This window comes from Saccharopolyspora aridisoli (assembly GCF_004348445.1).
Lineage (GTDB): Bacteria > Actinomycetota > Actinomycetes > Mycobacteriales > Pseudonocardiaceae > Saccharopolyspora > Saccharopolyspora aridisoli.
In genome coordinates, this window is the sequence record NZ_SMKV01000025.1 from 19,265 (window position 1) to 43,589 (window position 24,325).

Here is a 24,325-nt window from a genome sequence, read left to right on the forward strand (position 1 = left end):
AATCGACCCGATAATCCCGGTGGATTATTCCAAAAGCGTGAAATTCACGCTAGTCGAGTGTGCGTTGCGGCAGACCCGCCAGCCGCGACAACGCCGCGAATCCCTCGTCCGAACCCGGCCAGTGCCGGTGCACGGCGTCGGGGCCCGCCAGGCGGACCACCGACCGCAGCACCGCCACCACGACGATCGCGTCGTCGGCGTAGCCCAGCACCGGGACGAAGTCGGGCACCAGGTCGAACGGCAGCGCGAGGTAGGCCAGCAGAGCACCGAGCCGCACTCGCACACCGCGCGGCATCTCGGGGTCGACGGCCAGCCTGCGCAGCAGGCGCAGGGTGTCCGGCAGCAGCTGCAACGCCTCGGACAGCGCGCCCTTGCGCGGGCACATCACCAGCAGGACCACCACGAGCGCCAGCCAGGCCAGCAGCAGACCCGCGGCCAGGCTCAGCAGGGCAGTCACCAGTGTCATGCCAGGAGTGTAACGACGGTTAGACGCCGCAGGTAGGGCTTGGTGAGTGACACCATCCGGTCAGGTGCTCGCCTCAGCCGCGTACACGCGTTCGGCGAAGGCGTCCAGGGCCCGAGCGCAGGCTTCCACCGACGCGACGGCCTCCACCGCGCGCGGGGCTCCGAGGGTGTCGCGGGCGCGGATCTTGTCCAGCCAGCGGCGGAGCTTGGCGAGGTCTTCCTCGTTCTCCTCCAGCTCCGCGTAGGTGAACTTGCCGGCCTTGGTCTCCTTGTCGATCTCGGCCTGGAAGTCCTCGCACCGCGACAGGACCTCCTCGTACTCGGCGTCCCGGGCACCGTGGAACGCGGCGACGACCTCGTCCTGCCCCGCGAGGGCCTCGGCCCGCAGCAGCTGCCCGGTGCCGCCCATGCCCTCGACCTCGGCCCGCAGCTTGCGCAGCGCCCGCTCGGCCTCGGCCGATTCCGGCAGCACGGCCACCGAGTTCGCCAGGTACACCGCCCCGGCGGCCTTCAACCGGCGCCACACAGTCGCCCGCAGCCTCGTCGGCTCCCCGGGCACCCGGTACACCAGCATCAACCACGCCCCAGCCGTCACCCCCACAGTCTCCCGCACGCCGCAACACCCGACCGCCGGTTGCGCCCGCCCACCCGTTCGTTGCCAATGCGATTCCGCCCGTCGAACAACGGGTTGCCACCCGCCCAGGGCGACGCGATGGTGTTCAGACCAGCGAGCACCGTCGGCACGAAGTTTCGAGGCGCCAATGGAATCGGTACTGATCTTCGCCGCCGGCGCGGCACTGCTGATCTACAGCGCCGAGAAGCTCGTCGGATATCTCGTCGGAATGGCCGCCGGACTCCGCATCTCGCTGTTCCTGCTCGCCATCGTCTTCACCGGCATCGAATTCGACGACATCTTCCTCGGCGTGGCGCTCAACATGGAGGACCTCGACGGCGTCGCGCTGGGAATCGTGTTCGGAACAGCGCTCTCCCTGCCCGGGGTCGTGCTGGCCCTGGCCGCGATCTTCACGCCGACGAAGGTGAACATCCCGCACGGCTACCTGGCGCTGTTCGCCGTCGCTCCGCTCGTCCTGATCGGATTCGTGGCGTTCGCACCGATGAACGTCTTCGTCGGCCTGGTGCTGCTGTCGCTGTTCGTGGCGTTCCTCGGCTACGTCGTGGTGCGCGAATCCCGTGGCGCGCGACCGGTGTTCCGCGACGCCGAGCTGTACGAGGCGTTCGCGACGACCCGCGAGGGCGGCGGAACCGCCGTCGCCGAGCTGCCTCCGGACGTGCCGAAGGAGCCCGGCTTCGCCGACCAGATGCCCTTCGCCGAAGCGCGCAGGCTGCCCGGCTGGGCCGGTGCCGCGCTCGCGGTCCTCGCGCTGGCCGGGCTCATCGCGGGCGCGTGGGCCACCGGCATGGGCACCGAGGGGGTCCTGGAGGAGTTCGGCCTCGAAGGGACCCTGTTCGGCGCCACCATCGCCACCCTCGTGCTGACCATCGAGGACATCTTCCTCACCGTCGAGCCCACCCGGCGCGGAGCTCCGGAGATCGGCGTCGGCAACGTCATCGGCAGCGTCGTGTTCTCGGTGACCGGAAAGCTCGGGATCATCCTGCTCGCAGGAGGTCTCGTGGTGGATTCCAGCGTCCTCAGCTGGCACCTGCCCGCGCTGGTGGTGCTCACGGCGCTGGCCGCCTACTTCCTGTCCAGCGGGCGCCTGCGCCGCTGGCACGGCTTCGTGCTGCTCGCCGGTTACGTCCTGTACTGGGCCGTCAGCTACGGCGTTCTCGGCACCGTCCCCATCGAACTCGACTGACGCGGAACCCGGCCTCCACCAAGCGGAACGATCGGTCCTCGAACTGGATCGCGGGGAACCCCCGAGGCAACTTCCCGCGCGTCAGGGACGTCTGCTGGGTGTTGGACGTACCGACTTCACTGGGGAGTGCCATGCGACGAGCACTGGGGATCGTGGGGGCGTTGGCCGCGACGCTGACCGTTGGAGGCACCGGACTGGCGAGCGCAGCGGAGGAACCCGTCCCGATCGGGCCGGACTGCTACGAGGCGCTGTGCCTGGGCCAGTCCGAGCAGGACGCGCTGGCCACCGGACTGGTCGTCGACGAGACGCCCGGAGAACCGCCGCTGGGCTGCAACGTCCTCGACTTCCGGCCCGAGGAGGGCCAAGGCCACCCGGGCAACGGCGTGTTCGTCCACCCCACCCGCGGCGTGGTGGAGATCCAGGGCACCGACAGGATGCGGACGCCCGAGGGTGCGGGGTTCGGCCAGACCCTCGACCAGGTCCGGGCGATCTACCCGGATCTGTACAACGTGCCGCCGATGGACTTCACCTACGGCGCGGACGTTCCGGAACGCCCGGGCGTGCGCTACATCTTCGCGTTCAAGGACGACGGGCACCTAGCCGACTTCGGCCTGGAGGACGTGGCTGGCATGGACGCCTGCTGACCCCCTGGAGTCCTGCGAGGTCGTCGCAGGCCAGCAGCGTCCGGGCAAATCTCGGTCTTACCGGGGGCGTCGCTAGCGTTCGAGCAACGTCCGCACGCCCCTGGAGACCCGCCCGATGGCCGGACCGTCCGGGCTCGGTCCGCAGCTGCGGGACGTGCGCCTGGCCTACGGCACCGGCCACCTCCCGGACCGCGTGGTGATCACCAGCGTCCCGATGAGCGGTGAAGTGCCGAGGACCACCTGCTGCCCGGGGCGCTGAGCCACTTCCGGCGGCCCGGGACAGGACTCACGAGGAGTACGAGCGCACCAGTCAGGGGGAGCTGGGACCGGGAAGCCGCCGCCCCCGAGCCCGGTCTCCACCGGGGACCCGGACCAGCGTCGACGACCTCAGCGCTGGTTGATCCGGGCCCCGGTGAAGGTGGGTGTCAGAGGGCTCGCCAGTCGAGGACCGCGTCCGCGAGGCCGGTGATGGTGGCCAGCAGGCCGAGACGGGCCGTGCGGAGCTCGGCGTCCTCCGCCATGACCATGACCTCGTCGAAGAACGTGTTGATCGGGGCCACCAGCGGGCCGGCGATCGTGGTGAACTCGGCGAGGGTCGTGGTGTCCGACAACCGGTCGGCGACCTCGGCGACGGCGGCGTGCAGATCGCGTTCGGCTTGATCGGTGAGGCGGTCCGCGTCGTAGGCGGGCTCGGTGCCCTCCGGGACGATGCGGCGTGCCCGCTGGATCACCGCGACCAGCGCGGCGAAGTCCTCGTCGTTGATCCGCTTCTCCAGCTCGGCCAGCGTCGTGTCGGCGACCGCAGGGGCGTCGGCGAGCGGGAGGACCGCCTGCACGAGCCGGTGCTCGTGGTCGGCGTCGAGCAGCTGCTGCTCGTAGCGGCGGACGATGAACTCGTGCGCTTCGGCCAGGGCCTCCTCGCTGAGCGTGGAGCCCTGCGAGACGACCTCGGCGCTAGCGGCCTCCAGGCCCCCCCGCAGGGTGATGGCGCTGGCAGCGGGGGTGGCGCGCAGGATCGTCACCACACCACCGGCGGCGCGGCGGAGGCCGAACGGGTCGGAGCTGCCGGTCGGGTTGGCGCCGATCGCGAACAGGCTCGCGAGCAGGTCGAACCGGTCGGCCAGGGCCAGCACCGCGCCCGGGTTGCTCTCCGGGAGCTTGTCGCCGGCTCCGCGCGGCTGCTCCATCTCGGCCAGAGCTGTTGCCACGGCCGGGGTTTCGCCCGCGCGCAGCGCGTACTCGCGGGCCATGGTGCCCGCCAGGCCAGAGAGTTCGACGACCATCTGCGAGGCGAGGTCGAACTTCGCCAGCGCACCGGCGCGCGCGACGGTCTCCTGATCCGCCCCGGACAGCCCGGCCGCGGAGCCGAGGGCGACACCGACCCGGGCGATGCGGTCGGCGCGGTCGGCCATCGAGCCCAGGCGCTCCTCGAAGGTCAGCTTGTGCAGACCCTCGCGCAGCTCCTCGGGCTTGCGCTTGAGGTCGGCGCGCCAGAAGAACGCGGCGTCCTCGTAGCGGGCGCGCAGCACCGACTCGTTGCCCTCGCGGACGAGGTCGACGTCGCAGTCGCCGTTGGCGACGGCCACGAAGTGCGGCAGCAGGCCGTTCTCGCCGCGCACCGGCAGGTAGCGCTGGTGCTTGCGCATCACGGTGGTGAGGATCTGCTCGGGCAGTTCCAGGTAGCGCTCGGCGAAGCCGCCCAGGATCGGGTTGGGCCGCTCGACGAGGTTGGTGACCTCGTCGACCAGTCCGGCCTCACCCGCGAGGTCGACGGCGCCGCCGACGCTCGCCGCGAGCTCGGTGGCGGCACCGACGATCGTGCGGCGACGCTCGGCGGCGTCGGCGACGATGCCGTGCCCGGCCAGGAACTCCAGGTAGCCGTCGGCGGAGGTCACCGGGACCTCAGGTTCGACGGCGGTGCGGTGCACCCGGGTCGTGGTGCCGCTGGCCAGCGAGGACACCGCCACCGGCAGCGGGGTGTCGCCGAGCAGCGCGAGCAGCCAGCGGACCGGGCGGCTGAAGGACAGCTTCGGGTCGCGCCAGCGCATGTTCTTGTCCGCGCGCAGCTCACCCACCAGCTGGGCGAGCAGGTCGGCCAGCACGACCGGGGCGGTGCGACCTTGCTCGGTGCGCACCACGGCGACGTGCTCGACGCCGTCGGCCTCGACCCGGCTGAGCTCCTCGGGAGAGACGCCGTGCTTGCCTGCGAAGCCCTGGGCGGCCTTGGTGGGCGTGCCGTCCTCGCCGAAGGCCGCGGAGGTCTTCGGGCCGCGCACGGTGCGCTCGGCGTCCGGCTCCGCGGGGGCGACGTCGGCGACCTGCACGATGATGCGCCGCGGCGTCGCGAAGGCGCTGATCTCTCCGTGCGCCAGCCGGGTCGAGGCGAGCTTGGACTCCAGCGAGTCCCGCACCGAACCGGCCATCGTGGACACGTCCGCGTGCGGGAGCTCTTCCAGCCCGATCTCGAACAGCAGCGTCGCCGGCTCGCTCACCGCCGGCAGCTCACCGTCGGTCGCGGCAGGTGCCGCCTCGACCACGCCGAGCGGGTGGCCGAGCTCTTCGCGGCGCTCGGCCCACAGCTGGGCGACGCGGCGGGTGAGGCTGCGCATCTGCCCGAACGCCTTGGCGCGCTCGGTGGTGCTGATGGCACCGCGCGCGTCGAGCACGTTGAACATGTGGCTGCACTTGAGAACGTGCACGTACGCCGGCGAGGGGAGCCGCAGGTCCAGCAGCCGGTCCGCTTCGGCGGCGCTCGTGTCGAACACGCGGTGGGTGGCCTCGATGTCGGCGTCGTCGAGGTAGTAGCGGCTCATCTCGTACTCGGACTGGCCGAAGATCTCGCCGTAGGAGACGCCGTCGGAGTAGCGGATGTCCTTGAAGTGGTCGACGCCCTGCAGCGCCATGATGATGCGCTCGATGCCGTAGGTGATCTCCACCGACACCGGGTCGAGCACCAGGCCACCAGCCTGCTGGAAGTAGGTGAACTGCGAGATCTCCAGCCCGTCGAGCCAGACCTCCCAGCCCAGGCCCCAGGCGCCCAGCGCCGGGGAGGCCCAGTTGTCCTCCACGAAGCGGATGTCGTGCGCCTTGGTGTCCACGCCGAGCGCTTCGAGGCTGCCCAGGTAGAGCTCCTGCGGGTTGCCCGGGTCGGGCTTGAGGATCACCTGGAACTGGGTGTGGGTCTGCAGGCGGTTCGGGTTCTCGCCGTAGCGGGCGTCGTCAGGACGGACGCTGGGCTCGACGTACCCGACGTGCCAGGGCTCCGGACCGAGCACCCGCAGCATCGTGGCGGGGTTGGCGGTACCGGCTCCGACCTCGGTGTTGAACGGCTGCATGATCATGCAACCTCGTTCGGTCCAGTAGCGTTGCAGCGCCAGGAGCGCGTCCTGCATCGTCGGTGTGCTGCTCTCGGTCACCGGTTCCGAACCCTTCATCGCCCGTGGTCGTGTGGATACTCCGGGGTTTTCGAACACGCGCATTCTGCCACGCTCGGTTCCAGCGCCTGTTCACCGTCATCATCGCCCCAGGGTGTCGAGGACCAGCCGGGCGGTCCCCTCCGGGGTCGCCGGCTCGACGTCAGCGGGCTGGCTGAGCTGCGCGCGGCGCGTGGTCGGCTTCGGCGGCGGGGCGGACCCACCTCTTCACCCGGACCCGGCCGTCGAGCCGTGCCCGGAGCGCCCGCGCCCGCCGACCCCGTTCGGTGTGGCCGAAACCGGTTGAGTGGCGCCCGGAACCGGTGATGAGCTCGGTGGCCGATCAGCGGTCCTCGCGCATCACCGCGAGCACGGCGTCCGAGAGGGTGCCGTCGCGGTTCTCCAGGTGGTCGGGCAACATCCGGGCGGGCAGGAAGCCGATGCGTTCGGCCAGCCGGAGCGAGGCCTCGTTGGCGGCGTCCGCGATCCACTCCAGCCTGGTCAGCTCGGTGTCGTCGAGCGCCCATCCCGTCAGGGCGCGCCCCGCGGCCTCCCCCACCCCGAGCCTGCGGGCCCAGGGCGCGATCCAGCAGCCGACCTCGGCGCGGTCGGCCTCGACGGCGACCAGGCCGAACGAGCCCAGCACGTCGTCACCGTGCGCGGTCACCGCGAAAAGCGGCGAACCTCCGACACCGGCGAGGAAGCCTTCGGCGTGCTCCTCGGTGTAGGGCACGGGAATCGTCGTCCAGCGCTGGATCTCGGGGTCCTGGCACGCTCGGAGAACCTGCTCCGCGTCGGACGGTCGCCAGCGGCGGAGCCGGTAGGGGCCTGCGGGGATCTCGGCGGGGATGTTCATCGCAGCGGCTCCAGCGCCGGGTCGTGGTGGCGGGCACACGCAGATCGCAGTGGTCGGCGCCGCATCGTCGTGAGTCGGAACGCGTTCGTACCACATCGACGTCATTCCTCCACCCCGCCAGCGGCCGGGCCGGGCTGGAGCAGCCCGGCCCGACGATGTGCTGCGCTTTGATGCCCGCGGCGGGTGCGGCTGACCGCGTGCGCACCCGCCGCCACGACGCCGCGCTCAGGCGACGGCGTTCTTGCCCGGCACCACCAGGGCGTACATGACCAGCACCGAAAGCGCGATCGAGGCGAGTTCCCAGAGCGGGAAGGCCGCCAGGAAGGTGAGGTGCCCGATCGCCGACAACCCGGCCAGGCCGATCCCGGTCATGCGTGCCCACCGCTGCCCGGCCAGGCAACCCGCACCGGCCAGCAGCTGCAGGAGTCCGAAGGCCAGCCAGATGTATCCCCACGCGCCGAAGTTGAACACCAGCAGCTCGCCACCGCCGACCACGAAGTAGTCGGGGCGGAACAGCGCCGTCAGCCCGGCGATGATGTTGAAAGCACCGGCCAGCACCAGCACCCAGCCACCGAAGGCAAGCCACCCCGCTCCACCAGCATCCGAACTGGCCCTGGACATCGCCCATTCCTGCCGCTGCCCGGCCGCCTGCTGCTGTTCACCCGTCTGCTGCGGCTCAGACGCCTGCCGCTGCTCGGGGGCCTGGCGCTGCTCGGATACCTGCCGTTCGGTCGGCCGTTCACCGCCGGCCTGTTGTCCCGTGTTCGGACTGGACATTTCGAACGCCTCCTCCTTGCCGAGGTGGTTGTAGGGCCAGCATCACTCCGCTTACCCGGATCCGCAGTCTGACCAGGACTTTCGACCCGGTGCACAACATCATCGGGAGCGTTCGAGGCGCCATCTCGGCGATCACGTCGCACTCCCCCGGATCTCCACCTGCGCGTGGCGGAAGAGGCCCTCCAACGCAGCGGCCACGGGCAGCGCCAGCATCGCGCCGAGCACACCGGCCAACGCACCTCCGACGAGGATCGCGACGAACACCCCCAGCGAGCTGAGCTCGACGGTCCGGCGTAGACCCGCGGTGCGATCAGGCAGTCCCGATCGCCTGGGGATCACGAAGAGCAAGTCCCTGGCTCAGCGCCGCCAGCGAGGCGGGCGTCGCGCCGATCTGCGGAATCGTGTCCAGCAGCGCGACCGCCACGGCGAGCAACGGGGATGAGGCACACCACGACCAGGAAGAACACGAACGACCGGCGCCGGCGCACAACGACACGACGAGCTGCCCGGTCACGTAGCGACAACGCGAAGACGACCCCGTGCGGAGACCGGGCCGGGAACTTCACGAAGGCGGGGAACGACGCCAAGAGCGGCCACCGCACCGTGGGGCCTGCGGCGGGCTCGGCCACCGCACCCAACACGACGGGGCGAGGTGGTTCGCGAGTCCCGCGAACACACCTCGCCCTGAGGTCCGTGGAGGTGCCGGGAATCGAACCCGGGTCCTCCGTCGCTTCACCAAGGCTTCTCCGTGCGCAGTCCGCTATGCCTCTACTCGGCTCCACCGGTCACGCGAACCAGCCGGTGTGACGAGCCCAGTCGCTGTTCGATGTCCCGCTGGGTCCCGCGACCGAACCCAGCGGTGGAGCCTCCTAGCTGATGCCGGATTCCGGGACGGAGGCGTTCCCGGTCCGACAGAGTCGCTCCTCGCTCAGGCGGCGAGGGCGAACTCGCGCTGACTCTTGTCGGCGCTTATTTGTTTGCGGCGACGCTCACGGTGGTCTCCCGCCTGCACCGGCACGCTTCCCAAGGATCAACGTACGGAGTCGAAACCGTTCACCCCCATGTCCATGCTCCACTTGCCACCGGTTTTCGAACCGGTGTCCAACAGGATAACGCCTCGGGCCCAGGCGATCATTCCCACATCCCTCATACCGTCAACCCCAGCAGCTTCGCCGGTGTGTCGTGCAGCACCGCGCGCAGGAAGGGCTTGCCGAGTCGCGGGTCACCACCTGCCCAATCGGCGATGGCCGCGAGCTGGTCGGCGTACTGGTACGGGATGTTCGGGTAGTCGGTGCCCAGCACGATCCGGTCGGGGCGCGCGGCGATCCGGGCCGCCCAGTCCTTCGGCAGCGGCGCGATCTTCTCGCTGAACGCCACGCCGACCATGGTCGTGTCCAGGTGCACCCGCGGATAGCGCTCCACCAGGTTCAACGCCGCGAGGTAGTCGGGCATTCCGGCGTGCGCGAGCACCGCGGTCAGCCTCGGGTGCCTGCGCAGGACGCCCTCGAACACGTCCAGCCCGGTGTAGGCACCGGGGATCGGACCGTTCCCGCAGTGCACGACGACCGGCACGCCGGTCTCGCCGAGCAGGCCCCACGCCTGGTCCAGCAACGGGTCGCGCGGATCGAACGAACCCACCTGGACGTGCATCTTCACGCAGCGGGCACCCGCGTCCAGCGCGCGAGCGAGGTAGTCGCCCACCCCGGGTTCGGGGTAGATGGTGGCGGTCGGAACCGCGTCCGGCGTGCGCTGGGCGAAATCGAGAACCCAGTCGTTGAGCCACTCGGCCATCGCGGGCTTGTGCGCGTAGACGAGCGGGGCGAACGCCCGCAGTCCGAACTCGCGCAGCAGCCGCACCCGGGTGGACTCGTCGTGCCGGTAGAAGATGTCCCACCGCATCCCGTAGTGCTCGGAGGCGTTGTCGAAGTACGCCCACACCTTGTCCAGCACGTTCGGCGGCAGGAAGTGGGTGTGGAGGTCGACCAGACCCGGCAAGCCGAGTTCGTCCAGCCAAGCGGGAATTCGGTTGTCGTCGTGCGGTGCCGTCAAGTCAGCGCCGGCCCTTTCGCGCGCGCCCGATGGCGCGCTGGATCTCGCGTTCCACATCGCGCTTGGCGATGTCCTGACGCTTGTCGTGCGCCTTCTTGCCTCGCGCCAGGGCGAGCTCGACCTTGGCCTTGCCGTCGCTGAAGTACAGCGACATCGGCACCAGGCTCAGACCGCTCTCCTTGATCTTGCCGACCAACCGCTCGATCTCGTGCCGGTGCAGCAGGAGCTTGCGGGAGCGCCGCGGTTCGTGGTTGGTCCACGTCCCCTCGGTGTACTCGGGGATGTGGACGTTGCGCAGCCAGACCTCGCCGTCGTCCACAGTGGCGAAGCCGTCGACGAGCTGCGCCTTGCCCTGGCGCAGGCTCTTGACCTCGGTACCGGTCAGCGCGATGCCGGCCTCGTAGACGTCGAGCACCGACCAGTCATGCCGCGCCTTGCGGTTCTGCGAGATGACCTTGCGGCCGCGTTCCTTCACCATGCGAACAACTCTAGTCCTCGTGTCACCCGGTTAGACCGAACTCGGCGGCCCCTCCAGCAGGGACCGCCGAGCACCAGGTTACAGCCGCACGTACAGGCGGAGCGTGACGTAACCGGTGACCGCGGAGATCACCGCGGAGACCAGCAGCAGGATCGGCGAGATCAGCGCGATGTCGCCCCATTCGACGGCCGGGATGATGCCGGTGCCCAGCACCGGCCCCATGACCCGGTCGATGAACGCCGCCTTCGCGATCAGCAGACCGCCGATCGCCAGCACCGCACCGATCAGACCCGACACCATCGCTTCCAGGAGGAACGGCAGCTGCGTGTACCAGCGGGTCGCGCCCACCAGGCGCATGATGCCGGTCTCCGTGCGGCGGGTGAACGCCGAGAGCTGAATGGTGTTGGAGATCAGCAGCAACGCGGCCAACGCCTGCACCAGCGCGATCGAGAACGTCGCGTTGCGGACGCCGTTGAGGATGTCGAACAACCGGTCCAGGTACTCCGCCTGGTCGACGACGCTGTCCACGCCCGGCTTGCTGGCGAACTCGGCCTGGATCTGCGGGAAGCGCTCCGGGTCGGTGAGCTTCACGCGCAGCGAGGCCGGCATCGCCTCGGCGCGGGCGACGTCCTTGAGCTCCGGCTGCGACTCGAAGACCTTGTTGAAGCTGGCGAACGCCTGCTCCCGGTTCTCGTACTTGACCGACTGGACGCCCTCGGCATTCTTGAGCGCCGACTTGACCGAGGCGCAGGGCTGCTGGCTGCAGTCGGTGTCATTGGCGCTGACGTCGTCGGTCATGAACACCACGACCTCGACGCGGTCCTGGTAGGTGTCCTGCATCTTGTCGATGAGCCGGACCACCAGCAGACCGCCACCGAGCAGACCCACCGAGATGGCGGTCGTCAGGATCATCGCGATGGTCATCGTCACGTTGCGCCGAAGGCCGTTGACGACCTCGCTGAATACGAAGCTCGCACGCATCTTGGGTCAGCTTTCCTGCCGTTCGGGGGTGTGTGTCCTCGGGTGCACGGGCCGGGCGATCGGGGTCGCGCCGGATCAGCGGCCGACGCCGTACACGCCACGGGCGTCGTCGCGGATGACCCGGCCGAGGCTGAGCTCCACGACGCGACGGCGCATCGAGTCGACGATGCCGTGGTCGTGCGTGGCCATCACGACGGTGGTGCCGGTGCGGTTGATCCGCTCCAGCAGCAGCATGATGTCCTGGCTCGTGTCGGGGTCCAGGTTTCCCGTCGGCTCATCGCACAGCAGCACCAGCGGCCGGTTGACGAAGGCGCGCGCGATGGCGACGCGCTGCTGCTCACCACCGGAGAGCTCGTTGGGCATCCGGTCGGCCTTGCCGTCGAGTCCCACCAGCTGCAGCACCTGCGGGACCACGCGCTGGATGTCGGCGCGCGGCTTGCCGATGACCTCCAACGCGAACGCGACGTTCTCGGCCACGGTCTTGTTGTTCAGCAGCCGGAAGTCCTGGAAGACGCATCCGATGCGCTGACGCAACCGGGGCACCCGGCGGCGGGGCAGCTTCGCGACGTTCCAGTCCGCGACGAAGACCCGGCCACGGCTGGGCACATCCTCGCGCAGCAGGAGGCGCATGAACGTCGACTTACCGGAGCCCGATGGCCCGATGAGGAACACGAACTCGCCCTTGTCGATGCCCACAGAGACATCGTCGAGAGCGGGCCGGGTCGACGTCTTGTACGTCTTGGACACGTGCTCAAGGCGGATCACGGCCGGGAGTTTACCCCCGCCCGATAGGGCGACCCGCACTCACCCACAGAGGTGGCCGCACCAGCTATGACCAGGGGTTTCAACAGACGCGCTGGGCGTCGATCAGGCCACGCTCTGCTGCTGGCGACGCCAGCGGATCCCGGCTTCCAGGAAACCGTCGATGTCGCCGTCGAGAACCGCGTCGGGATTGCCCACCTCGTGCTCGGTCCGCAGGTCCTTGACCATCTGGTACGGGTGCAGCACGTAGGAGCGCATCTGGTTGCCCCAGCTGGAGCCGCCGTCCTTGAGGGCGTCGAGCTCGGCGCGCTCCTCCTCCTTCTTCCGGGCCAGCAGCTTGGACTGGAGCACGCGCATCGCGGCGGCCTTGTTCTGCAGCTGCGACTTCTCGTTCTGGCAGGACACCACCACGCCGGTCGGGATGTGCGTGATGCGCACGGCCGAGTCGGTGGTGTTCACGCTCTGCCCACCGGGACCGGAGGAGCGGAAGACGTCGACGCGGATGTCCTTCTCCGGGATCTCGACGTGGTCGGTCTCCTCGACGACCGGCAGCACCTCGACACCGGCGAAGGAGGTCTGGCGGCGGCCCTGGTTGTCGAACGGCGAGATCCGCACCAGGCGGTGCGTGCCCTGCTCGATGGACAGGGTGCCGTAGGCGTAGGGCGCGTTGACCCGGAACGTCGCCGACTTCAGGCCGGCCTCTTCGGCGTAGGAGGTGTCGTAGACCTCGGCCGGGTAGGAGTGCCGCTCGGCCCAGCGCAGGTACATGCGCATCAGCATCTCGGCGAAGTCGGCGGCGTCGACGCCACCGGCCTCCGCGCGGATGGTGACCACTGCTTCGCGCTGGTCGTACTCGCCGGAGAGCAGGGTCCGGACCTCCAGGCTTTCGAGGTCCTTGGCGAGGCGGTCGCGCTCCTCGTCGGCCTCGGCCAGACCGGAGCTGTCGCCCTCGTCCTCGCTGAGCTCGTAGAGGACTTCGAGGTCCTCGACGCGCTGGCGGAGCTCGGAGATGCGGCGCAGGTCGGCCTGCCGGTGCACGAGGCGGCTGCTGACGCGCTGCGCGTTGTCGACGTCGTCCCAGAGATCGGGCTTGGCCGCCTCCTGCTCCAGCTCGGAGATCTCCGCGCGGAGGGCGTCGAGATCCATCACGCTCTCGATACCTTCGAGCGTGTTGGACAGTTCCTTGAGGGAGGCCGCGACGTCGGGATTCACAGTGCTCAGGGTACTTCACCGACAACCGGCCGCCCACGAGGACGGCACTGATCGCCTTTCTCCTGCGGGCGAACGCGAACAACGGCTGCGCCGATCGAGCGGCGCAGCCGTTGTCCTCGAGCGGATCCGGGCGTCAATCGGGGATCGAATCGAGGAGCTTGTTGATCGCCCGGTTGTAGGCGACGGTGAAGTCCGCTGCGGCCTTCTCGTAGGCGTCACCCGCCGTCTTGGCAGCGTTGCGGGCCTCGTCCATCTTCACCGCGGTCTGCGCGCGGGCGGACTCGACGAGCGCGGCGCGCTGACGCGGGGTGAGGGTGCCGGAGTAGACCAGCTTGAGGATCAGCGGGCTGCGGACGTTGTCAGGCCCGGGCGCAGTGTTCAGCCATGACTTGAAGGCCTTCTTCCCGGCCGCCGTGATCGCGTACTGCTGGCTGGAGCGCGGCCCCTGCTTGCCGAGGCGCAGCAGACCGTCCTCGGTCAGCGCGGGCAGCTCGCGGTACACCTGGCTGCGGGTGACGCTGAAGAACCCGGCGAAGCGCTCGGTGGCCGCGGCGACCAGCTGGCCACCAGTCTTCGGCCCTTCGTGCAGTAGTCCCAACAGGGCAGCGGATGTCGCATTCAGCTCGCTCACGACACCAACGGTGCCACGTCGCGACGGAGCTGTCCACAGTGGTCGGCGCTTCTGTCCACAGTGGTTGCACTTGACTGGTCCGAGTGGACGAACCATTCCGCCATTGGTTCCAGGCCGGAATTACCGGATTTTCGGCGTGCGGGGGCTCGATGATCACAGATCCCACCCGAATGCAGCCCTCGTAGATGTACGCATTGCAACCGCGCGCCCGTCCATTCGCCTGTATGGGGGTTCTTGGCCGCGCAATGAGGTGCTATCACTTTCCGAAACTGCACAACTACAGGTGGTTACCCTCACGCTGCTGTTGGCCGCCGGGTCGCCGGCGGGCGCACGGCATGGAAAGCAGGAGGTTCGGGCGTGCATCGCAGTTGGTTGCGTACCAAGGTCAACGAGAGCAAGGAGAAGGTGGCCCAGAAGGTCACCGAACGAGCCAAGTCCATGGTCCCGGTGCAGCGCGGCGCCGAGACGGACACCTGCATGGTCTGCGGCCGCACCATGCGCCAAACGGCCGTGGTTCGAGGCGAGGGCAGGGTCTGCTCCCCCAGCTGCGCTCGCAAGTGGGCCGAAGGACTGAAGGACTGAAGGAAAAAGAAAAGTGCCTCCGGATGACCGGAGGCACTCTTCTCTAGTAGCGGGGACAGGATTTGAACCTGCGACCTCTGGGTTATGAGCCCAGCGAGCTACCGAACTGCTCCACCCCGCGCCGTCGGCTGAAGTTTCCAGCCGCTTCGTTCTGTTGTAATGGGAACTCTACACCCCCGGGAAAACACCCTTCACACGGGGTCCCGAAACCGATCTTCCCAGCTCACGAGACCGGGACCAAGGGCCACGATCGACCTGGATGCAATCACCGAAGCGCGGGCCCTACGGGGCTCGGCCACGTGAAGACATCGAGGAAGAGAAAAATCCCCCTCGGCGAAGCCAAGGGGGATTTCCTAACCAGTAGCGGGGACAGGATTTGAACCTGCGACCTCTGGGTTATGAGCCCAGCGAGCTACCGAACTGCTCCACCCCGCGCCGTCGGCTGAAGTTTCCAGCCGCTTCGTTCTGTTGTAACACCAGCTTACGGGCCGAGTCACGGCCGTTCAATCCGGGGGTGGTTAAGCGTTTCGCACCCGCCCTGACCTGGCCTTCAAATGCGTCGGCGGGGCGGGAACCGCGCCGGTTCCCCACCCCGCCGACTTCCACACGGACGGCTCAGCCGCCGGTGCCCTGCCCCTGCTCGAAGCGCTTGATGGCGTCGTCGAGCTGCTGGTACGCCTGCCCCATCTCGGCGAAGTTGCCGGACTGCTGAGCCTTGCGGACTCGCTCCAGCGCGTCACGGATCGCGCCGACCTCCTGGCCCGTCTGCGGCGTCCCCGGCGATGGCGGCTGACCCGGCTGCTGAGGCTGCGCATCGGGCGGACCCGGCTGGGTCGCCTGGCCCGCTCCGGAACCGAAGACCTGGTCGAGCGCCCCCTGCAGGGTCTCGGAGAAGCCGACCTTGCCGCCGAAAGACACCAGCACCCGCGCGAGCTGCGGGTAGGACTCCTGCTCGTTGCGCTGGATGTAGATGGGCTCGACGTAGAGCAGCCCACCGGCCACCGGCAGCGTGAGCAGGTTGCCGAAGATCGCCGTGACGTTGGGGTTGTTGAACAGCGTCCGGTTCTCGGTGACCTCGGGGGTCGACTCCATCTGGTTCTGGACCTGGTTCGGACCCGGGGTCAGCGTGTTCGTCGGCAGTCGCAGCACGGTCATCTTCCCGTAGTTCTGCGGGTCCGAGGACACCGACACCCACGCCGAGAGGTTCTGCCGCCGCAGCGCGGTCAGGGCGCTGGTCAGCTGGAAGTTCGGCTGCTGCTGACCTTCGACCTGGGCGAGCACGTAGTAGGGCGGCTGCTGCCCCTCGCTGCTGCCGACGGTGCCGCGTGCCGTGGGGTCGTTGGGCACCTCCCAGAAGGTCTGGGTGGAGAAGAAGTCGCCTGGGTTGTCCACGTGGTACTCGGTCAGCAGCTTGCGCTGCACCTTGAACATGTCCTCCGGGTACCGGAAGTGCTCCCGCAGCTCCGGCGAGATGGCACTGGCAGGCTTGACCACGCCGGGGAACACGCCCTCCCAGGTCTTGAGCACCGGGTCGTTCTCGTCGGTGGCGTACAGGTCGACGGTGCCGTCGTAGGCGTCGACCGTGGCCTTGACCGAATTGCGGATGTAGTTGATCTGCTGGTTGGGCTGGCGCTCGACACCGGTGAGGGTGTCGTTGGTGGCCTCGCCCAGCTCGGTCAGCTTCGAGTACGGGTAGTTGTTCAGCGTGGTGTAGCCGTCGACGATCCACTTGATGCGGCCGTCCACCACTGCCGGGTACGGGTCGCCGTCGAGCTTGAGCCACGGCGCGACCTTCTGGACGCGGTCGCGCGGGTTGCGCTCGTAGATCAGCTTCGAGTCTTCGCCGATCACACCGCTGAACAGGAAGTTCCGCTCGCCGTAGTAAGCGGCGAAGGCCAGCCGCTGGAACGGGTTGGAGATCGGCACGCCGCCGCGGCCGTCGTAGGTGAACTGCTGGGTGTCGGTGTCGTACTCGCGCGGAGCCTCACCCGGGTTGCCGCCCACGATGGCGTAGTCGTCGGGGCCGACGAGCTCGCCGTAGTAGACGCGCGGCTGCTTGACCGGGATGCCGCCCTGGCCCTTGTTGGCGACGTCGCTGATCTGGAAGACCGGGTAGCCGCCCTGCGTGGCGCCCTCGTTGAAGGTCGAGTCGACCCGGTCGGCCGGTGCGGCGATGAAGCCGTTGCCGTGGGTGTAGACGGTGTGCCGGTTGATCCAGTTCTGCTGGTTGACCGCCAGGCCGTCGGTGTTGATCTCGCGCAACGCGACCAGGTAGTCCTGCAGCTGCCCGTTGGCGTCCCGGTAGCGGTCGACGTCGAGCTTGTCGGGGAAGCCGTAGAAGTTGTACTGCTGCGTGAGCTGGGTGAACGTCGCCGACAGCACGTTGGGGTCGAGCAACCGGATGTTGGGGATGGTGCCGGACTCGTCGGCGACCTCGCTGGGCTGCAGCTGCGTCTTGCCCGGGTAGTCGACGAACTCGACCTTGTCGTCGCCGATGCCGAACGCGGACTTGGTGGCCGCCAGGTTGCGCTCGATGGAGACGGCCTCGCGCTGGTTGGCGTTCGGCCGCACCGAGAACTGCTCCAGCAGCGCCGGCCACACCGCGCCGACCACGACGCTCGACAGCAGCAGCAGGACCGTCGCCAGCGCCGGGATCTGCAGGTTCTTCAGGAAGATCACCGAGAAGAACGCCAGCGCGCAGAACACCGCGATGCACATCAGGATCAGCTTCGCCGGCATCACCGCGTTGAGGTCGGTGTAGCTGGCACCGGTGAACAGGGCGTTGCGCTGGGACAGCAGCAGGTCGTACCGGTCCAAGAAGTAGTCGACGGCCTTGAGCAGCACGAACAGCCCGGCCAGCACGCCGAGCTGGACCCGCGCCGGCATCGACAGCTGGCCGCTGCGGCCGGTGAGCCGGATGCCGCCGAAGATGTAGTGGGTGACCAGCGCGCCGAGGAACGACACGGTCACCGCGATGAACGCCCAGGACAGCACCATGCGCCAGAACGGCAGCTGGAAGACGTAGAAGCTGATGTCCTTGCCGAACTCCGGGTCGGTCTGCCCGAACGGCACGCTGTGCAGGAACAGCTGCAGCGTCTGCCAGTCGGCCTGCGCGGCCAGCCCGCCGATCACCGCGATCAGGACCGGCACGCCCAGGCCGAACAGCCGGGAGTGCTCGGTGATGACCGTGCGGTAGCGGGTCAGCGGGTCGTCCGGGCCGCTGACCGGGACGAACACCGGGCGGTTGCGGTAGGCCATCCAGAGGTTGAGCAGCAGCACCCCGCCGAGGAAGACGGCGGCCACGATGCCGAGGCCGAGCCGCGAGGCGACCTGCGTGGTGAAGACCTGTCGGTATCCGACCTCGCCGAACCACAACCAGTCGACGTAGGCGCCCAGCATCCGCGATCCGAGGATCAGGGCGAGCAGGACGACCCCGCCCAGAATCAGCAGGATTCTGCTTCGCCGGGATAGTTTCGGCATTCCTACCGGGGGCCGCATGGCCACAGCGCACGCTCCTGGGGACGGTCAGCTGAACTTGGCAATCGCGTCGGAGAAGACGATTCCTCGTGATGTTCAACTCTACGACCCGGGTGTGAAGTTCCTTGAAGGCCCCGCGCGAACGGTATTTTTCGGACACAAATCGGTATCGATCGGCTCGGCTCGGCGTGCCTGCTTCCGTTGAAGGCGGTTCTGCGACGATTGCCGCCATGCCTTCCGCAGAGGAATTGGGGTTCGCCCTTCCCGTCGCGACCCGCGAGGTCGAGGAGTTCGTCGCCTCCGCCGGCTGGGACCAGCCGACGCAGATCTTCGCCCTGGTGGCGACGGAGACGATGATCGCAGCAGCTCCCGAGATGGCCGACCAGCTCGACCCGGTGGCCTCTCCCCTGACGCCGCTGGCGCAGGAGTCGCTGCCCGCCGAGGACCTCGGCGAGGCGCTGGCCCGCATCGAGTGGCCCGAGCAGGTCGTCGGCTGCGCGCTGGTGCAGGAGATCGTCGTGCTGCCGCCGGAGGCGGAGGCCGCGCTGCCGGAGGACGAGGACGGCGCCCGCAAGCTCGCCGCCGAGCACCCCGACCGGCGCGAAGCGCGGCTGGTGGCCGCGGTCCTGCGCGACGGCGGCGGTCAGTCCTGCGTCATGCGGTTGCGCGGCGAGGAGGACGAGGTCTTCAGCGACCCCTCACTGGCCCCCAACCTGATCAAGGCCCTGAGCGCCACCTTCGCCTGAGCTACGCGTGCAAGCGGCGTAGCCGCGAGCGTGAGAACCACCCTCGCAACCTGCACCGCCGCGGGTTCTGACACGTCTTCTGGCGAGTACGCCGCGACGCCGTGCATTGGCACACATCAGGAGTGGCGCACGGAGTCCAGAAGGCGTGTCAGGTTCCACTACCCGCACCGACCAGCACAACGACCACTGGAACCGGTCGCGCCTCAGCAGGCTGCCGGGGCTTGGTTGGCGCGCAGCGCTTCCATCGCCTTGGTGGCGTCGACGAGGTTGGCGACCCTGGCGAGCTGGAGGCCGTCCGGCGCCTGGGACTTGGCCTCGGCGCAGTTCTCGGCCGGGACCAGGAAGGTCGTGGCGCCCGCTTCCTTGGCCTTGATCATCTTGAACGGGATGCCGCCGATCGGCCCGACGTTGCCCGCCGGGTCGATCTCGCCGGTGCCGGCGACGAACTTGCCGCCGTTGAGCGCGCCGGGCGTCAGCTTGTCGATGATCGCCAGCGTGAACATCAGGCCGGCCGAGGGACCGCCGACCTCGGCGAGGCTGATCTTGATCTCGAACGGCACGTCCGGACGCTCGGTCGCCCCCACGCCGAGGAAGCCCTGCGACTGGTCGCCGCCCGGCTGGTCGTTGCGCCCCAGCTGCACATTGGCGACCTGTTCGGGCTGGTCAGCACGCTGGTAGCGGATCTCCACCCGGTCTCCGGGCTTGGTCCCGGCCAGCGCGGCCTTCAGCGACGCGGCGTCGGTGACCGGCTTGCCGTTGGCGTTGAGCAGCCGGTCGCCGGGCTCCAGCGTGCCGTCGGCCGGGCTGCCCTTGATGATCTGGCCGATCAGCACCTTGTGCGGGTAGCCGAGGAAGCGCAGCGCCGCGGTCTCGGCGGTCGTCTGCGAGTCGTTGAACGCCTCGGTGTTCTCCTGCTCGATCTGCTGCTCGCTCTTGTTCGGCGGGAAGTAGACGTCGCGCGGAGCCAGGGCGTAGCGACCGGAGACCCACAGGCCCAGCGCACCGAACAGCGACAACTGGTCGGTGACCGATACGGTGGTCATGTTCAGGTGACCAGCGGTCGGGTAGGTTTCATGCCCCTCGACGCCGATCACCGGGTGGTCGCCTTCCAGGCCGAGCGTGTCGTACGTAGGCCCGGGGCCCAGAGCCACGAACGGCACCGGCGCGAACGCGCCGAGGAGACCGAAGGCGACAACCAGCACGACACTCGTCAGCAGCGTCCAGGTACGGCGGTTCACGAGGCGACAGCGTACGTGTTCGCTCTTGGCGATGTGGCTGGGAGTTCGCACAGACCAGAGCCACGACATCTTCTTAAGGGCGGCCGAGGCCGCGTACGGTGGAACTATGACCAATACGCCGTTCGGGTTCAGTTCGCAGGACCCCGACGACCCCGACAAGGGCGACTCGTCGCAAGGCCGCTCTGAGGGCGGAGCCGGCAGCAACCCGGGGGACAACCCCTTCGGTTTCGCCGGTATGCCCGGACCGGGCGGCAACTTCGACATCGGGCAGCTCGGCCAGATGCTGACCCAGCTCGGCCAGGCGCTGAGCCACTCCGGTGGCGGCGGCCAGTCCGGGCCGGTCAACTACGACCTCGCCAAGCAGCTCGCCGTGCAGCAGCTGCACAACAACCAGCGGACCGAACGACCCAGCCAGGAGCAGGTAAAGGCGATCGAGGACGCGGTCCGCCTCGCCGAGCTGTGGCTCGACGCCAGCACCTCGCTGCCCGCCGGGGTTCGCGCGGTGCAGACCTGGTCCTCCGTGGACTGGGTCGAGAAGACCCTGCCGGTGTGGCAGCGGCTGTGCGACCCGATCGCGCAACGCATGTCCGCGGCGTGGCTGGAGGCGCTGCCGGAAGAGGCCAAGCAGGCCGCCGGCCCGCTGCTCAACATGCTCGGCCAGATGGGCGGGATGACCTTCGGTTCGCAGCTGGGCAGCGGACTCGCCCAGCTCGGCGGCGAAGTGCTGACCTCCACCGAGGTCGGGCTGCCGCTGGGGCCGTCCGGGACCGCGGCGCTGCTCCCGGCCAACATCGAGAAGTTCGTCGAGGGGCTGGACCGGCCGATCAGCGAGGCCACCCTGTTCCTGGCCGCGCGCGAGGCGGCGCACCACCGGCTGTTCGGGCACGTCCCGTGGTTGACTCAGCGGCTGCTGGCCACCGTGGAGGAGTACGCGCGGGGCATCCACATCGACACGTCCGCGCTGGAAGACCTGGCGGGCAAGATCGACCCGTCCGACCCCTCGTCGATGCAGGAGATGATGGGTTCGGGGATGCTCGAACCGCAGACCACTCCGGAGCAGCAGGCCGCGCTGACCAGGCTCGAGACGCTGCTGGCCCTGGTCGAGGGCTGGGTCGACGTGGTCGTGGCCGACGCTCTGGGCGAGCGGCTGCCGGGCGCGGAGGCGCTGGGCGAGCTGGTCCGCAGGCGTCGCGCCAGCGGTGGCCCGGCCGAGCAGACCTTCGCGACGCTGATCGGGCTGGAGCTGCGCCCGCGCCGGATGCGCGACGCGGCGAACCTCTGGCGGCTGATGGCCGAGCGCCACGGCCCCGAGGCCCGCGACCAGGTCTGGGATCACCCGGACCTGTTGCCCGACAGCTCCGACCTGGACGAACCGCTGGACTTCGCCGACCGCTGGGGTTCGGGCTCCGACCTCGACGACCCGATCGCGGCCATTCGCCGCGCCGAGGAAGCCGAGAAGTCCGAGGACGACTCCTCCGACGACGATCCGGACTCCGACGGCTCCAACGGCGACGCCAAGTCCTGATTCCCGCCACCACCCGCCCACCGCACCTCGCGGTGGGCGGGTGGTGTTGCGTCGGGCAGTTCTTATTCGAACCGACCGGGCGTTCGCGCGCGGGTCAGGAGCCTTCGGGGGCCTCGGTCTCGTCGTCGGTGAGGCCGACCTGGAGGTGGGACGCCGCGACCACGCCTTCGAGGTAGCCGATGGCGCGTTGGGTCTTGGGGTAGCGCTCGACCCACTTCCAGAAGTCAGCGCCGTGGCCGGGGACCAGCAGGTGCGCCAGCTCGTGGACGAGGACGTAATCGAGCACCCATCCGGGTACATCTCGCAGCCGTTCGCTCACCCGAATGGTGCCCTCGCTGGGCGTGCACGAGGCCCATCTGGTGCGCATCGGCGGAACCCACCGAACGCTGCTCGGATCGGTCCTGCCGTCCAGGTACTTCACGGACAGCTCACGGCAGCGCTGCACCAGCGCCTCGTCCGAGTTGCGCGCGGGGGAACGGCGTCGCGTCTCACTGCGCTGCAGACGGCTCAGCATGTCCGCCACCCAGCGTTTTTCCTCCGCACGGCTCATCCGAGCCGGGAGCAGCACCACGATCTTGTCGCCGTCGCGATAGGCGCTCACCGTCTGTCGGCGGCGCTTGCTGCGGCGGACCTCGACCTGCGGTTCAGCCACGAAGGTGGACCTTAGCGACTGGCTCAGACAAACGGTTCCCCCTGTGAGCTGCACCTCAAGGTCAGTACGCATCAATGGACGGATGATTACTCCATCGAGTCGAACATGCCATGCTCTCAATGCATGCATCTCAATTACTCCGCCTGTACGGTTCCCCCAGCCGCCCGCAGGGGGCGCCGGCGATCCAGCTGTGGCGCTGGGTCAATTACCAGAAGGAGGGGAGCCGTGGCCGAGACGTACAACGGCTACTGCGTGAAGTGCCGGGAGAAGCGCGACTTTTCCGGTGAGGTCTCGGAGACCAACGGACGCCGGATGGCCAAGGGCACGTGCCCCGTGTGCGGGACCAAGATGACCCGCATCCTCGGCAAGGCGTGACAGGCACGGGTGGGCCGCCAGCGGCCCACCCCGCTCCGGTTTCCCGGGGGTTCCCGGAGCGATGAATCCGTCCTGAGTCGCTCACCCGCTCCCGTCGGCCCAACCCATTCGGCCACGGGAACGAACCCCGCTCAACCAAATTGTCGATCACGACCCACGATGTGCTCTTGGACGACTAGCATGTTGTTGGGTTTCTCGTTTTCCGAATGGCTACCGCATGGCTTTCGGTCTTCGAGAGGGTTTTCCTGCGCGCACCTAGGAGAATTCGTGGCCGACATTCCCCGCCAAGCTGCACACCGCACCGCCAAGCTCGCCAGCCTGCCACTGGGCGTCGCCGGACGGGTCGCCGCAGGCTGGGGACGTCGTCTGACCGGCCAGAACGCCGCCGAGATCAACGCTGAGGTGGCCGCGAAGACCGCTGAGCAGCTGTTCGCGGTGCTGGGGCAGCTCAAGGGCGGGGCGATGAAATTCGGTCAGGCGCTGAGCGTGTTCGAGGCTGCCGTGCCCGACGCGATGGCCGGTCCCTACCGCGAGGCGCTGACCAAGTTGCAGTCAGCGGCGCCGCCTATGCCGATCACGAGCGTGCACCGGGTGCTGACCGAGCAGCTGGGCGCTTCGTGGCGCAAGCGCTTCGAGTCCTTCGACGACGAGCCCGCGGCCTCGGCCAGCATCGGCCAGGTGCACCGGGCGGTGTGGCACGACGGCCGTGAGGTGGCGGTCAAGGTCCAGTACCCGGGTGCCGACGAGGCGTTGCGCTCCGACCTGCGGCAGTTGATGCGGTTCTCCCGCCTGTTCCAGTCGCTGGCGCCGGGCGCCGAGGTCAAGCCGCTGCTGGAGGAGCTGCAGGAGCGGATGGTCGAGGAGCTCGACTACCGCATCGAGGCCGACAACCAGCGCACCTTCGCCAAGGTCTTCTCCGGTGACGAGCGGGTCGTGGTGCCCGCGGTGATCGCGAGCGCGCCGAAGGTCGTGGTCACGGAGTGGGTCACCGGCACGCCGTTCTCGCAGATCATCGCCGAGGGCTCGCAGGCCGAGCGGGACCTGGCGGGCCGGCTGCTGGCCGAGTTCCACTTCTCGACCCCGTCGAAGGTCGGTTTACTGCACGCCGATCCGCATCCGGGCAACTTCATGCTGCTGCCGGACGAGCGGCTGTGCGTGATCGACTTCGGCGCGGTCTCGAGGCTTCCGGGTGGCCTGCCGCCGACGTTGGGCAAGATGATCCGGCTGGCTCTTCACGACCAGTCGATCGAGCTGCTGGAGCTGCTGCGCGATGAGCGGTTCGTGCAGCCGGACCAGGAGTTGCGGGCCGAGGACGTGCTCGCCTACCTGGCGCCGTTCGTGGACCCTGCGCGCACCGAGACCTTCCACTTCACCCGCCGCTGGTTGCAGCGGCAGGCCGAACGGGTCTCCGACCTGAGCAGCCCCGACTTCCGCACCGGAAGATCGCTGAACCTGCCGCCGGACTACCTGCTGATCCACCGCGTCACGCTGGGCGCGACGGGCATCCTGTGCCAGCTCGACGCCGAAGTCGCCACCCGCGACATCATCGCCGAGTGGCAACCCGGATTCGCCGACCAGACCTGACCGGCGGGAACTGCTTCGGAAGTGCGGGCGGCAGCCGCTGTTCCAGGTGAGCGGCTCAGCC

General features: G+C 68.9%; 23 protein-coding genes, 2 tRNA genes and 1 other RNA gene. 8 read left to right on the forward strand and 18 right to left on the reverse strand.

Annotated features, from left to right (window positions below; translation table 11 throughout):
- Positions 1 to 49: 49 nt before the first annotated feature.
- Together E1161_RS18905 and E1161_RS18910 are read right to left on the reverse strand one after the other, a co-directional pair.
- Positions 50 to 466, reverse strand: coding sequence for a YkvA family protein (locus E1161_RS18905; RefSeq protein ID WP_132625111.1), 417 nt, complete (start codon positions 464 to 466; stop codon positions 50 to 52).
- Between the two features lie 60 nt (positions 467 to 526).
- The gene (locus E1161_RS18910; protein ID WP_207920298.1) at positions 527 to 1,078 is read right to left on the reverse strand and encodes a Chromate resistance protein ChrB; all 552 of its coding nucleotides are present in this window, start codon (positions 1,076 to 1,078) and stop codon (positions 527 to 529) included.
- 148 nt (positions 1,079 to 1,226) lie between these two features.
- On the opposite strand from E1161_RS18910, the gene E1161_RS18915 reads away from it, so the two are divergent.
- The 3 genes from E1161_RS18915 (at position 1,227) to E1161_RS27290 (ending at position 3,185) form a co-directional block, all read left to right on the forward strand.
- Entirely contained in the window at positions 1,227 to 2,282 is a 1,056-nt protein-coding gene (locus E1161_RS18915; protein WP_132625113.1) for a sodium:calcium antiporter, read from the forward strand.
- 131 nt (positions 2,283 to 2,413) lie between these two features.
- Positions 2,414 to 2,926, forward strand: coding sequence for a hypothetical protein (locus E1161_RS18920; RefSeq protein ID WP_132625115.1), 513 nt, complete (start codon positions 2,414 to 2,416; stop codon positions 2,924 to 2,926).
- A 115-nt stretch (positions 2,927 to 3,041) separates the two neighbouring features.
- Entirely contained in the window at positions 3,042 to 3,185 is a 144-nt protein-coding gene (locus E1161_RS27290) for a hypothetical protein (RefSeq protein ID WP_165939863.1), read from the forward strand.
- Between the two features lie 166 nt (positions 3,186 to 3,351).
- On the opposite strand, the gene E1161_RS18925 is transcribed toward E1161_RS27290, so the two are convergent.
- The 11 genes from E1161_RS18925 to E1161_RS18975 all read right to left on the reverse strand — a co-directional run bounded on the left by E1161_RS18925 (position 3,352) and on the right by E1161_RS18975 (position 14,085).
- Complete coding sequence (locus E1161_RS18925; RefSeq protein WP_235875145.1) at positions 3,352 to 6,342, reverse strand: glycine--tRNA ligase; 2,991 nt, start codon at positions 6,340 to 6,342, stop codon at positions 3,352 to 3,354.
- 340 nt (positions 6,343 to 6,682) lie between these two features.
- Positions 6,683 to 7,195 (reverse strand): GNAT family N-acetyltransferase, encoded by a 513-nt coding sequence (locus E1161_RS18930; protein ID WP_165939864.1) that lies wholly within the window; start codon positions 7,193 to 7,195, stop codon positions 6,683 to 6,685.
- A 225-nt stretch (positions 7,196 to 7,420) separates the two neighbouring features.
- On the reverse strand, positions 7,421 to 7,972 hold the full coding sequence (locus tag E1161_RS18935) for a DUF7144 family membrane protein (protein ID WP_235875146.1): 552 nt from the start codon (positions 7,970 to 7,972) through the stop codon (positions 7,421 to 7,423).
- Positions 7,973 to 8,104: 132 nt separating this feature from the next.
- Positions 8,105 to 8,311, reverse strand: coding sequence for a hypothetical protein (locus tag E1161_RS18940; RefSeq protein ID WP_132625119.1), 207 nt, complete (start codon positions 8,309 to 8,311; stop codon positions 8,105 to 8,107).
- A 352-nt stretch (positions 8,312 to 8,663) separates the two neighbouring features.
- Positions 8,664 to 9,033, reverse strand: a transfer-messenger RNA (tmRNA) gene (gene ssrA, locus E1161_RS18945).
- A gap of 85 nt (positions 9,034 to 9,118) precedes the next feature.
- A complete protein-coding gene (locus E1161_RS18950; RefSeq protein WP_235875147.1) occupies positions 9,119 to 10,021 on the reverse strand; it encodes an amidohydrolase family protein in 903 nt (300 codons plus the stop codon).
- A 1-nt stretch (position 10,022) separates the two neighbouring features.
- A complete protein-coding gene (smpB, locus tag E1161_RS18955; protein WP_132625123.1) occupies positions 10,023 to 10,499 on the reverse strand; it encodes an SsrA-binding protein SmpB in 477 nt (158 codons plus the stop codon).
- Between the two features lie 78 nt (positions 10,500 to 10,577).
- Positions 10,578 to 11,480: a permease-like cell division protein FtsX gene (ftsX, locus tag E1161_RS18960; protein ID WP_132625125.1), complete on the reverse strand. Its 903-nt coding sequence runs from the start codon at positions 11,478 to 11,480 to the stop codon at positions 10,578 to 10,580.
- A gap of 75 nt (positions 11,481 to 11,555) precedes the next feature.
- Complete coding sequence (gene ftsE / locus E1161_RS18965; RefSeq protein WP_132625127.1) at positions 11,556 to 12,245, reverse strand: cell division ATP-binding protein FtsE; 690 nt, start codon at positions 12,243 to 12,245, stop codon at positions 11,556 to 11,558.
- Between the two features lie 102 nt (positions 12,246 to 12,347).
- A complete protein-coding gene (gene prfB, locus E1161_RS18970; protein ID WP_132625129.1) occupies positions 12,348 to 13,454 on the reverse strand; it encodes a peptide chain release factor 2 in 1,107 nt (368 codons plus the stop codon).
- 133 nt (positions 13,455 to 13,587) lie between these two features.
- A complete protein-coding gene (locus E1161_RS18975) occupies positions 13,588 to 14,085 on the reverse strand; it encodes a PadR family transcriptional regulator (RefSeq protein WP_132625131.1) in 498 nt (165 codons plus the stop codon).
- 357 nt (positions 14,086 to 14,442) lie between these two features.
- Here E1161_RS18975 and E1161_RS18980 point away from each other — a divergent pair, with 357 nt between their 5' ends.
- Positions 14,443 to 14,667: a hypothetical protein gene (locus E1161_RS18980; RefSeq protein WP_132625133.1), complete on the forward strand. Its 225-nt coding sequence runs from the start codon at positions 14,443 to 14,445 to the stop codon at positions 14,665 to 14,667.
- A 47-nt stretch (positions 14,668 to 14,714) separates the two neighbouring features.
- Here the strand turns inward: E1161_RS18980 and E1161_RS18985 are convergent.
- The 3 genes from E1161_RS18985 to E1161_RS18995 all read right to left on the reverse strand — a co-directional run bounded on the left by E1161_RS18985 (position 14,715) and on the right by E1161_RS18995 (position 18,165).
- A tRNA-Met gene (locus E1161_RS18985) sits at positions 14,715 to 14,788 on the reverse strand.
- Between the two features lie 240 nt (positions 14,789 to 15,028).
- Positions 15,029 to 15,102 (reverse strand) — tRNA-Met (locus E1161_RS18990).
- 180 nt (positions 15,103 to 15,282) lie between these two features.
- Complete coding sequence (locus tag E1161_RS18995; protein WP_132625135.1) at positions 15,283 to 18,165, reverse strand: UPF0182 family protein; 2,883 nt, start codon at positions 18,163 to 18,165, stop codon at positions 15,283 to 15,285.
- A gap of 209 nt (positions 18,166 to 18,374) precedes the next feature.
- Here E1161_RS18995 and E1161_RS19000 point away from each other — a divergent pair, with 209 nt between their 5' ends.
- Positions 18,375 to 18,890 (forward strand): PPA1309 family protein, encoded by a 516-nt coding sequence (locus E1161_RS19000; RefSeq protein ID WP_132625137.1) that lies wholly within the window; start codon positions 18,375 to 18,377, stop codon positions 18,888 to 18,890.
- Positions 18,891 to 19,093: 203 nt separating this feature from the next.
- On the opposite strand, the gene E1161_RS19005 is transcribed toward E1161_RS19000, so the two are convergent.
- Positions 19,094 to 20,128: a YlbL family protein gene (locus E1161_RS19005; RefSeq protein WP_235875149.1), complete on the reverse strand. Its 1,035-nt coding sequence runs from the start codon at positions 20,126 to 20,128 to the stop codon at positions 19,094 to 19,096.
- A gap of 106 nt (positions 20,129 to 20,234) precedes the next feature.
- Here E1161_RS19005 and E1161_RS19010 point away from each other — a divergent pair, with 106 nt between their 5' ends.
- The gene (locus tag E1161_RS19010) at positions 20,235 to 21,653 is read left to right on the forward strand and encodes a zinc-dependent metalloprotease (RefSeq protein ID WP_132625141.1); all 1,419 of its coding nucleotides are present in this window, start codon (positions 20,235 to 20,237) and stop codon (positions 21,651 to 21,653) included.
- A gap of 94 nt (positions 21,654 to 21,747) precedes the next feature.
- Here the strand turns inward: E1161_RS19010 and E1161_RS19015 are convergent, their stop codons facing one another.
- The gene (locus E1161_RS19015; RefSeq protein WP_132625143.1) at positions 21,748 to 22,305 is read right to left on the reverse strand and encodes a M48 family metallopeptidase; all 558 of its coding nucleotides are present in this window, start codon (positions 22,303 to 22,305) and stop codon (positions 21,748 to 21,750) included.
- 225 nt (positions 22,306 to 22,530) lie between these two features.
- On the opposite strand from E1161_RS19015, the gene E1161_RS27295 reads away from it, so the two are divergent.
- Positions 22,531 to 22,680 carry a DUF5679 domain-containing protein gene (locus E1161_RS27295; RefSeq protein WP_010693945.1) on the forward strand — a complete coding sequence of 50 codons (150 nt, stop codon included), beginning with the start codon at positions 22,531 to 22,533 and terminating at the stop codon, positions 22,678 to 22,680.
- Between the two features lie 267 nt (positions 22,681 to 22,947).
- Complete coding sequence (locus E1161_RS19020) at positions 22,948 to 24,264, forward strand: ABC1 kinase family protein (protein ID WP_132625145.1); 1,317 nt, start codon at positions 22,948 to 22,950, stop codon at positions 24,262 to 24,264.
- Positions 24,265 to 24,325: the final 61 nt, after the last annotated feature.

What these genes read in the sequence shown, in the direction of transcription:
- E1161_RS18905 (WP_132625111.1), bottom strand. Translation starts at nt 466, where the DNA reads ATGACACTGGTGACTGCCCTGCTGAGCCTGGCCGCGGGTCTGCTGCTG.
- E1161_RS18915 (WP_132625113.1), top strand. Translation starts at nt 1,227, where the DNA reads ATGGAATCGGTACTGATCTTCGCCGCCGGCGCGGCACTGCTGATCTAC.
- E1161_RS18920 (WP_132625115.1), top strand. Translation starts at nt 2,414, where the DNA reads ATGCGACGAGCACTGGGGATCGTGGGGGCGTTGGCCGCGACGCTGACC.
- E1161_RS27290 (WP_165939863.1), top strand. Translation starts at nt 3,042, where the DNA reads ATGGCCGGACCGTCCGGGCTCGGTCCGCAGCTGCGGGACGTGCGCCTG.
- E1161_RS18930 (WP_165939864.1), bottom strand. Translation starts at nt 7,195, where the DNA reads ATGAACATCCCCGCCGAGATCCCCGCAGGCCCCTACCGGCTCCGCCGC.
- E1161_RS18935 (WP_235875146.1), bottom strand. Translation starts at nt 7,972, where the DNA reads ATGTCCAGTCCGAACACGGGACAACAGGCCGGCGGTGAACGGCCGACC.
- smpB (WP_132625123.1), bottom strand. Translation starts at nt 10,499, where the DNA reads ATGGTGAAGGAACGCGGCCGCAAGGTCATCTCGCAGAACCGCAAGGCG.
- ftsX (WP_132625125.1), bottom strand. Translation starts at nt 11,480, where the DNA reads ATGCGTGCGAGCTTCGTATTCAGCGAGGTCGTCAACGGCCTTCGGCGC.
- E1161_RS18995 (WP_132625135.1), bottom strand. Translation starts at nt 18,165, where the DNA reads ATGCGGCCCCCGGTAGGAATGCCGAAACTATCCCGGCGAAGCAGAATC.
- E1161_RS19000 (WP_132625137.1), top strand. Translation starts at nt 18,375, where the DNA reads ATGCCTTCCGCAGAGGAATTGGGGTTCGCCCTTCCCGTCGCGACCCGC.
- E1161_RS19010 (WP_132625141.1), top strand. Translation starts at nt 20,235, where the DNA reads ATGACCAATACGCCGTTCGGGTTCAGTTCGCAGGACCCCGACGACCCC.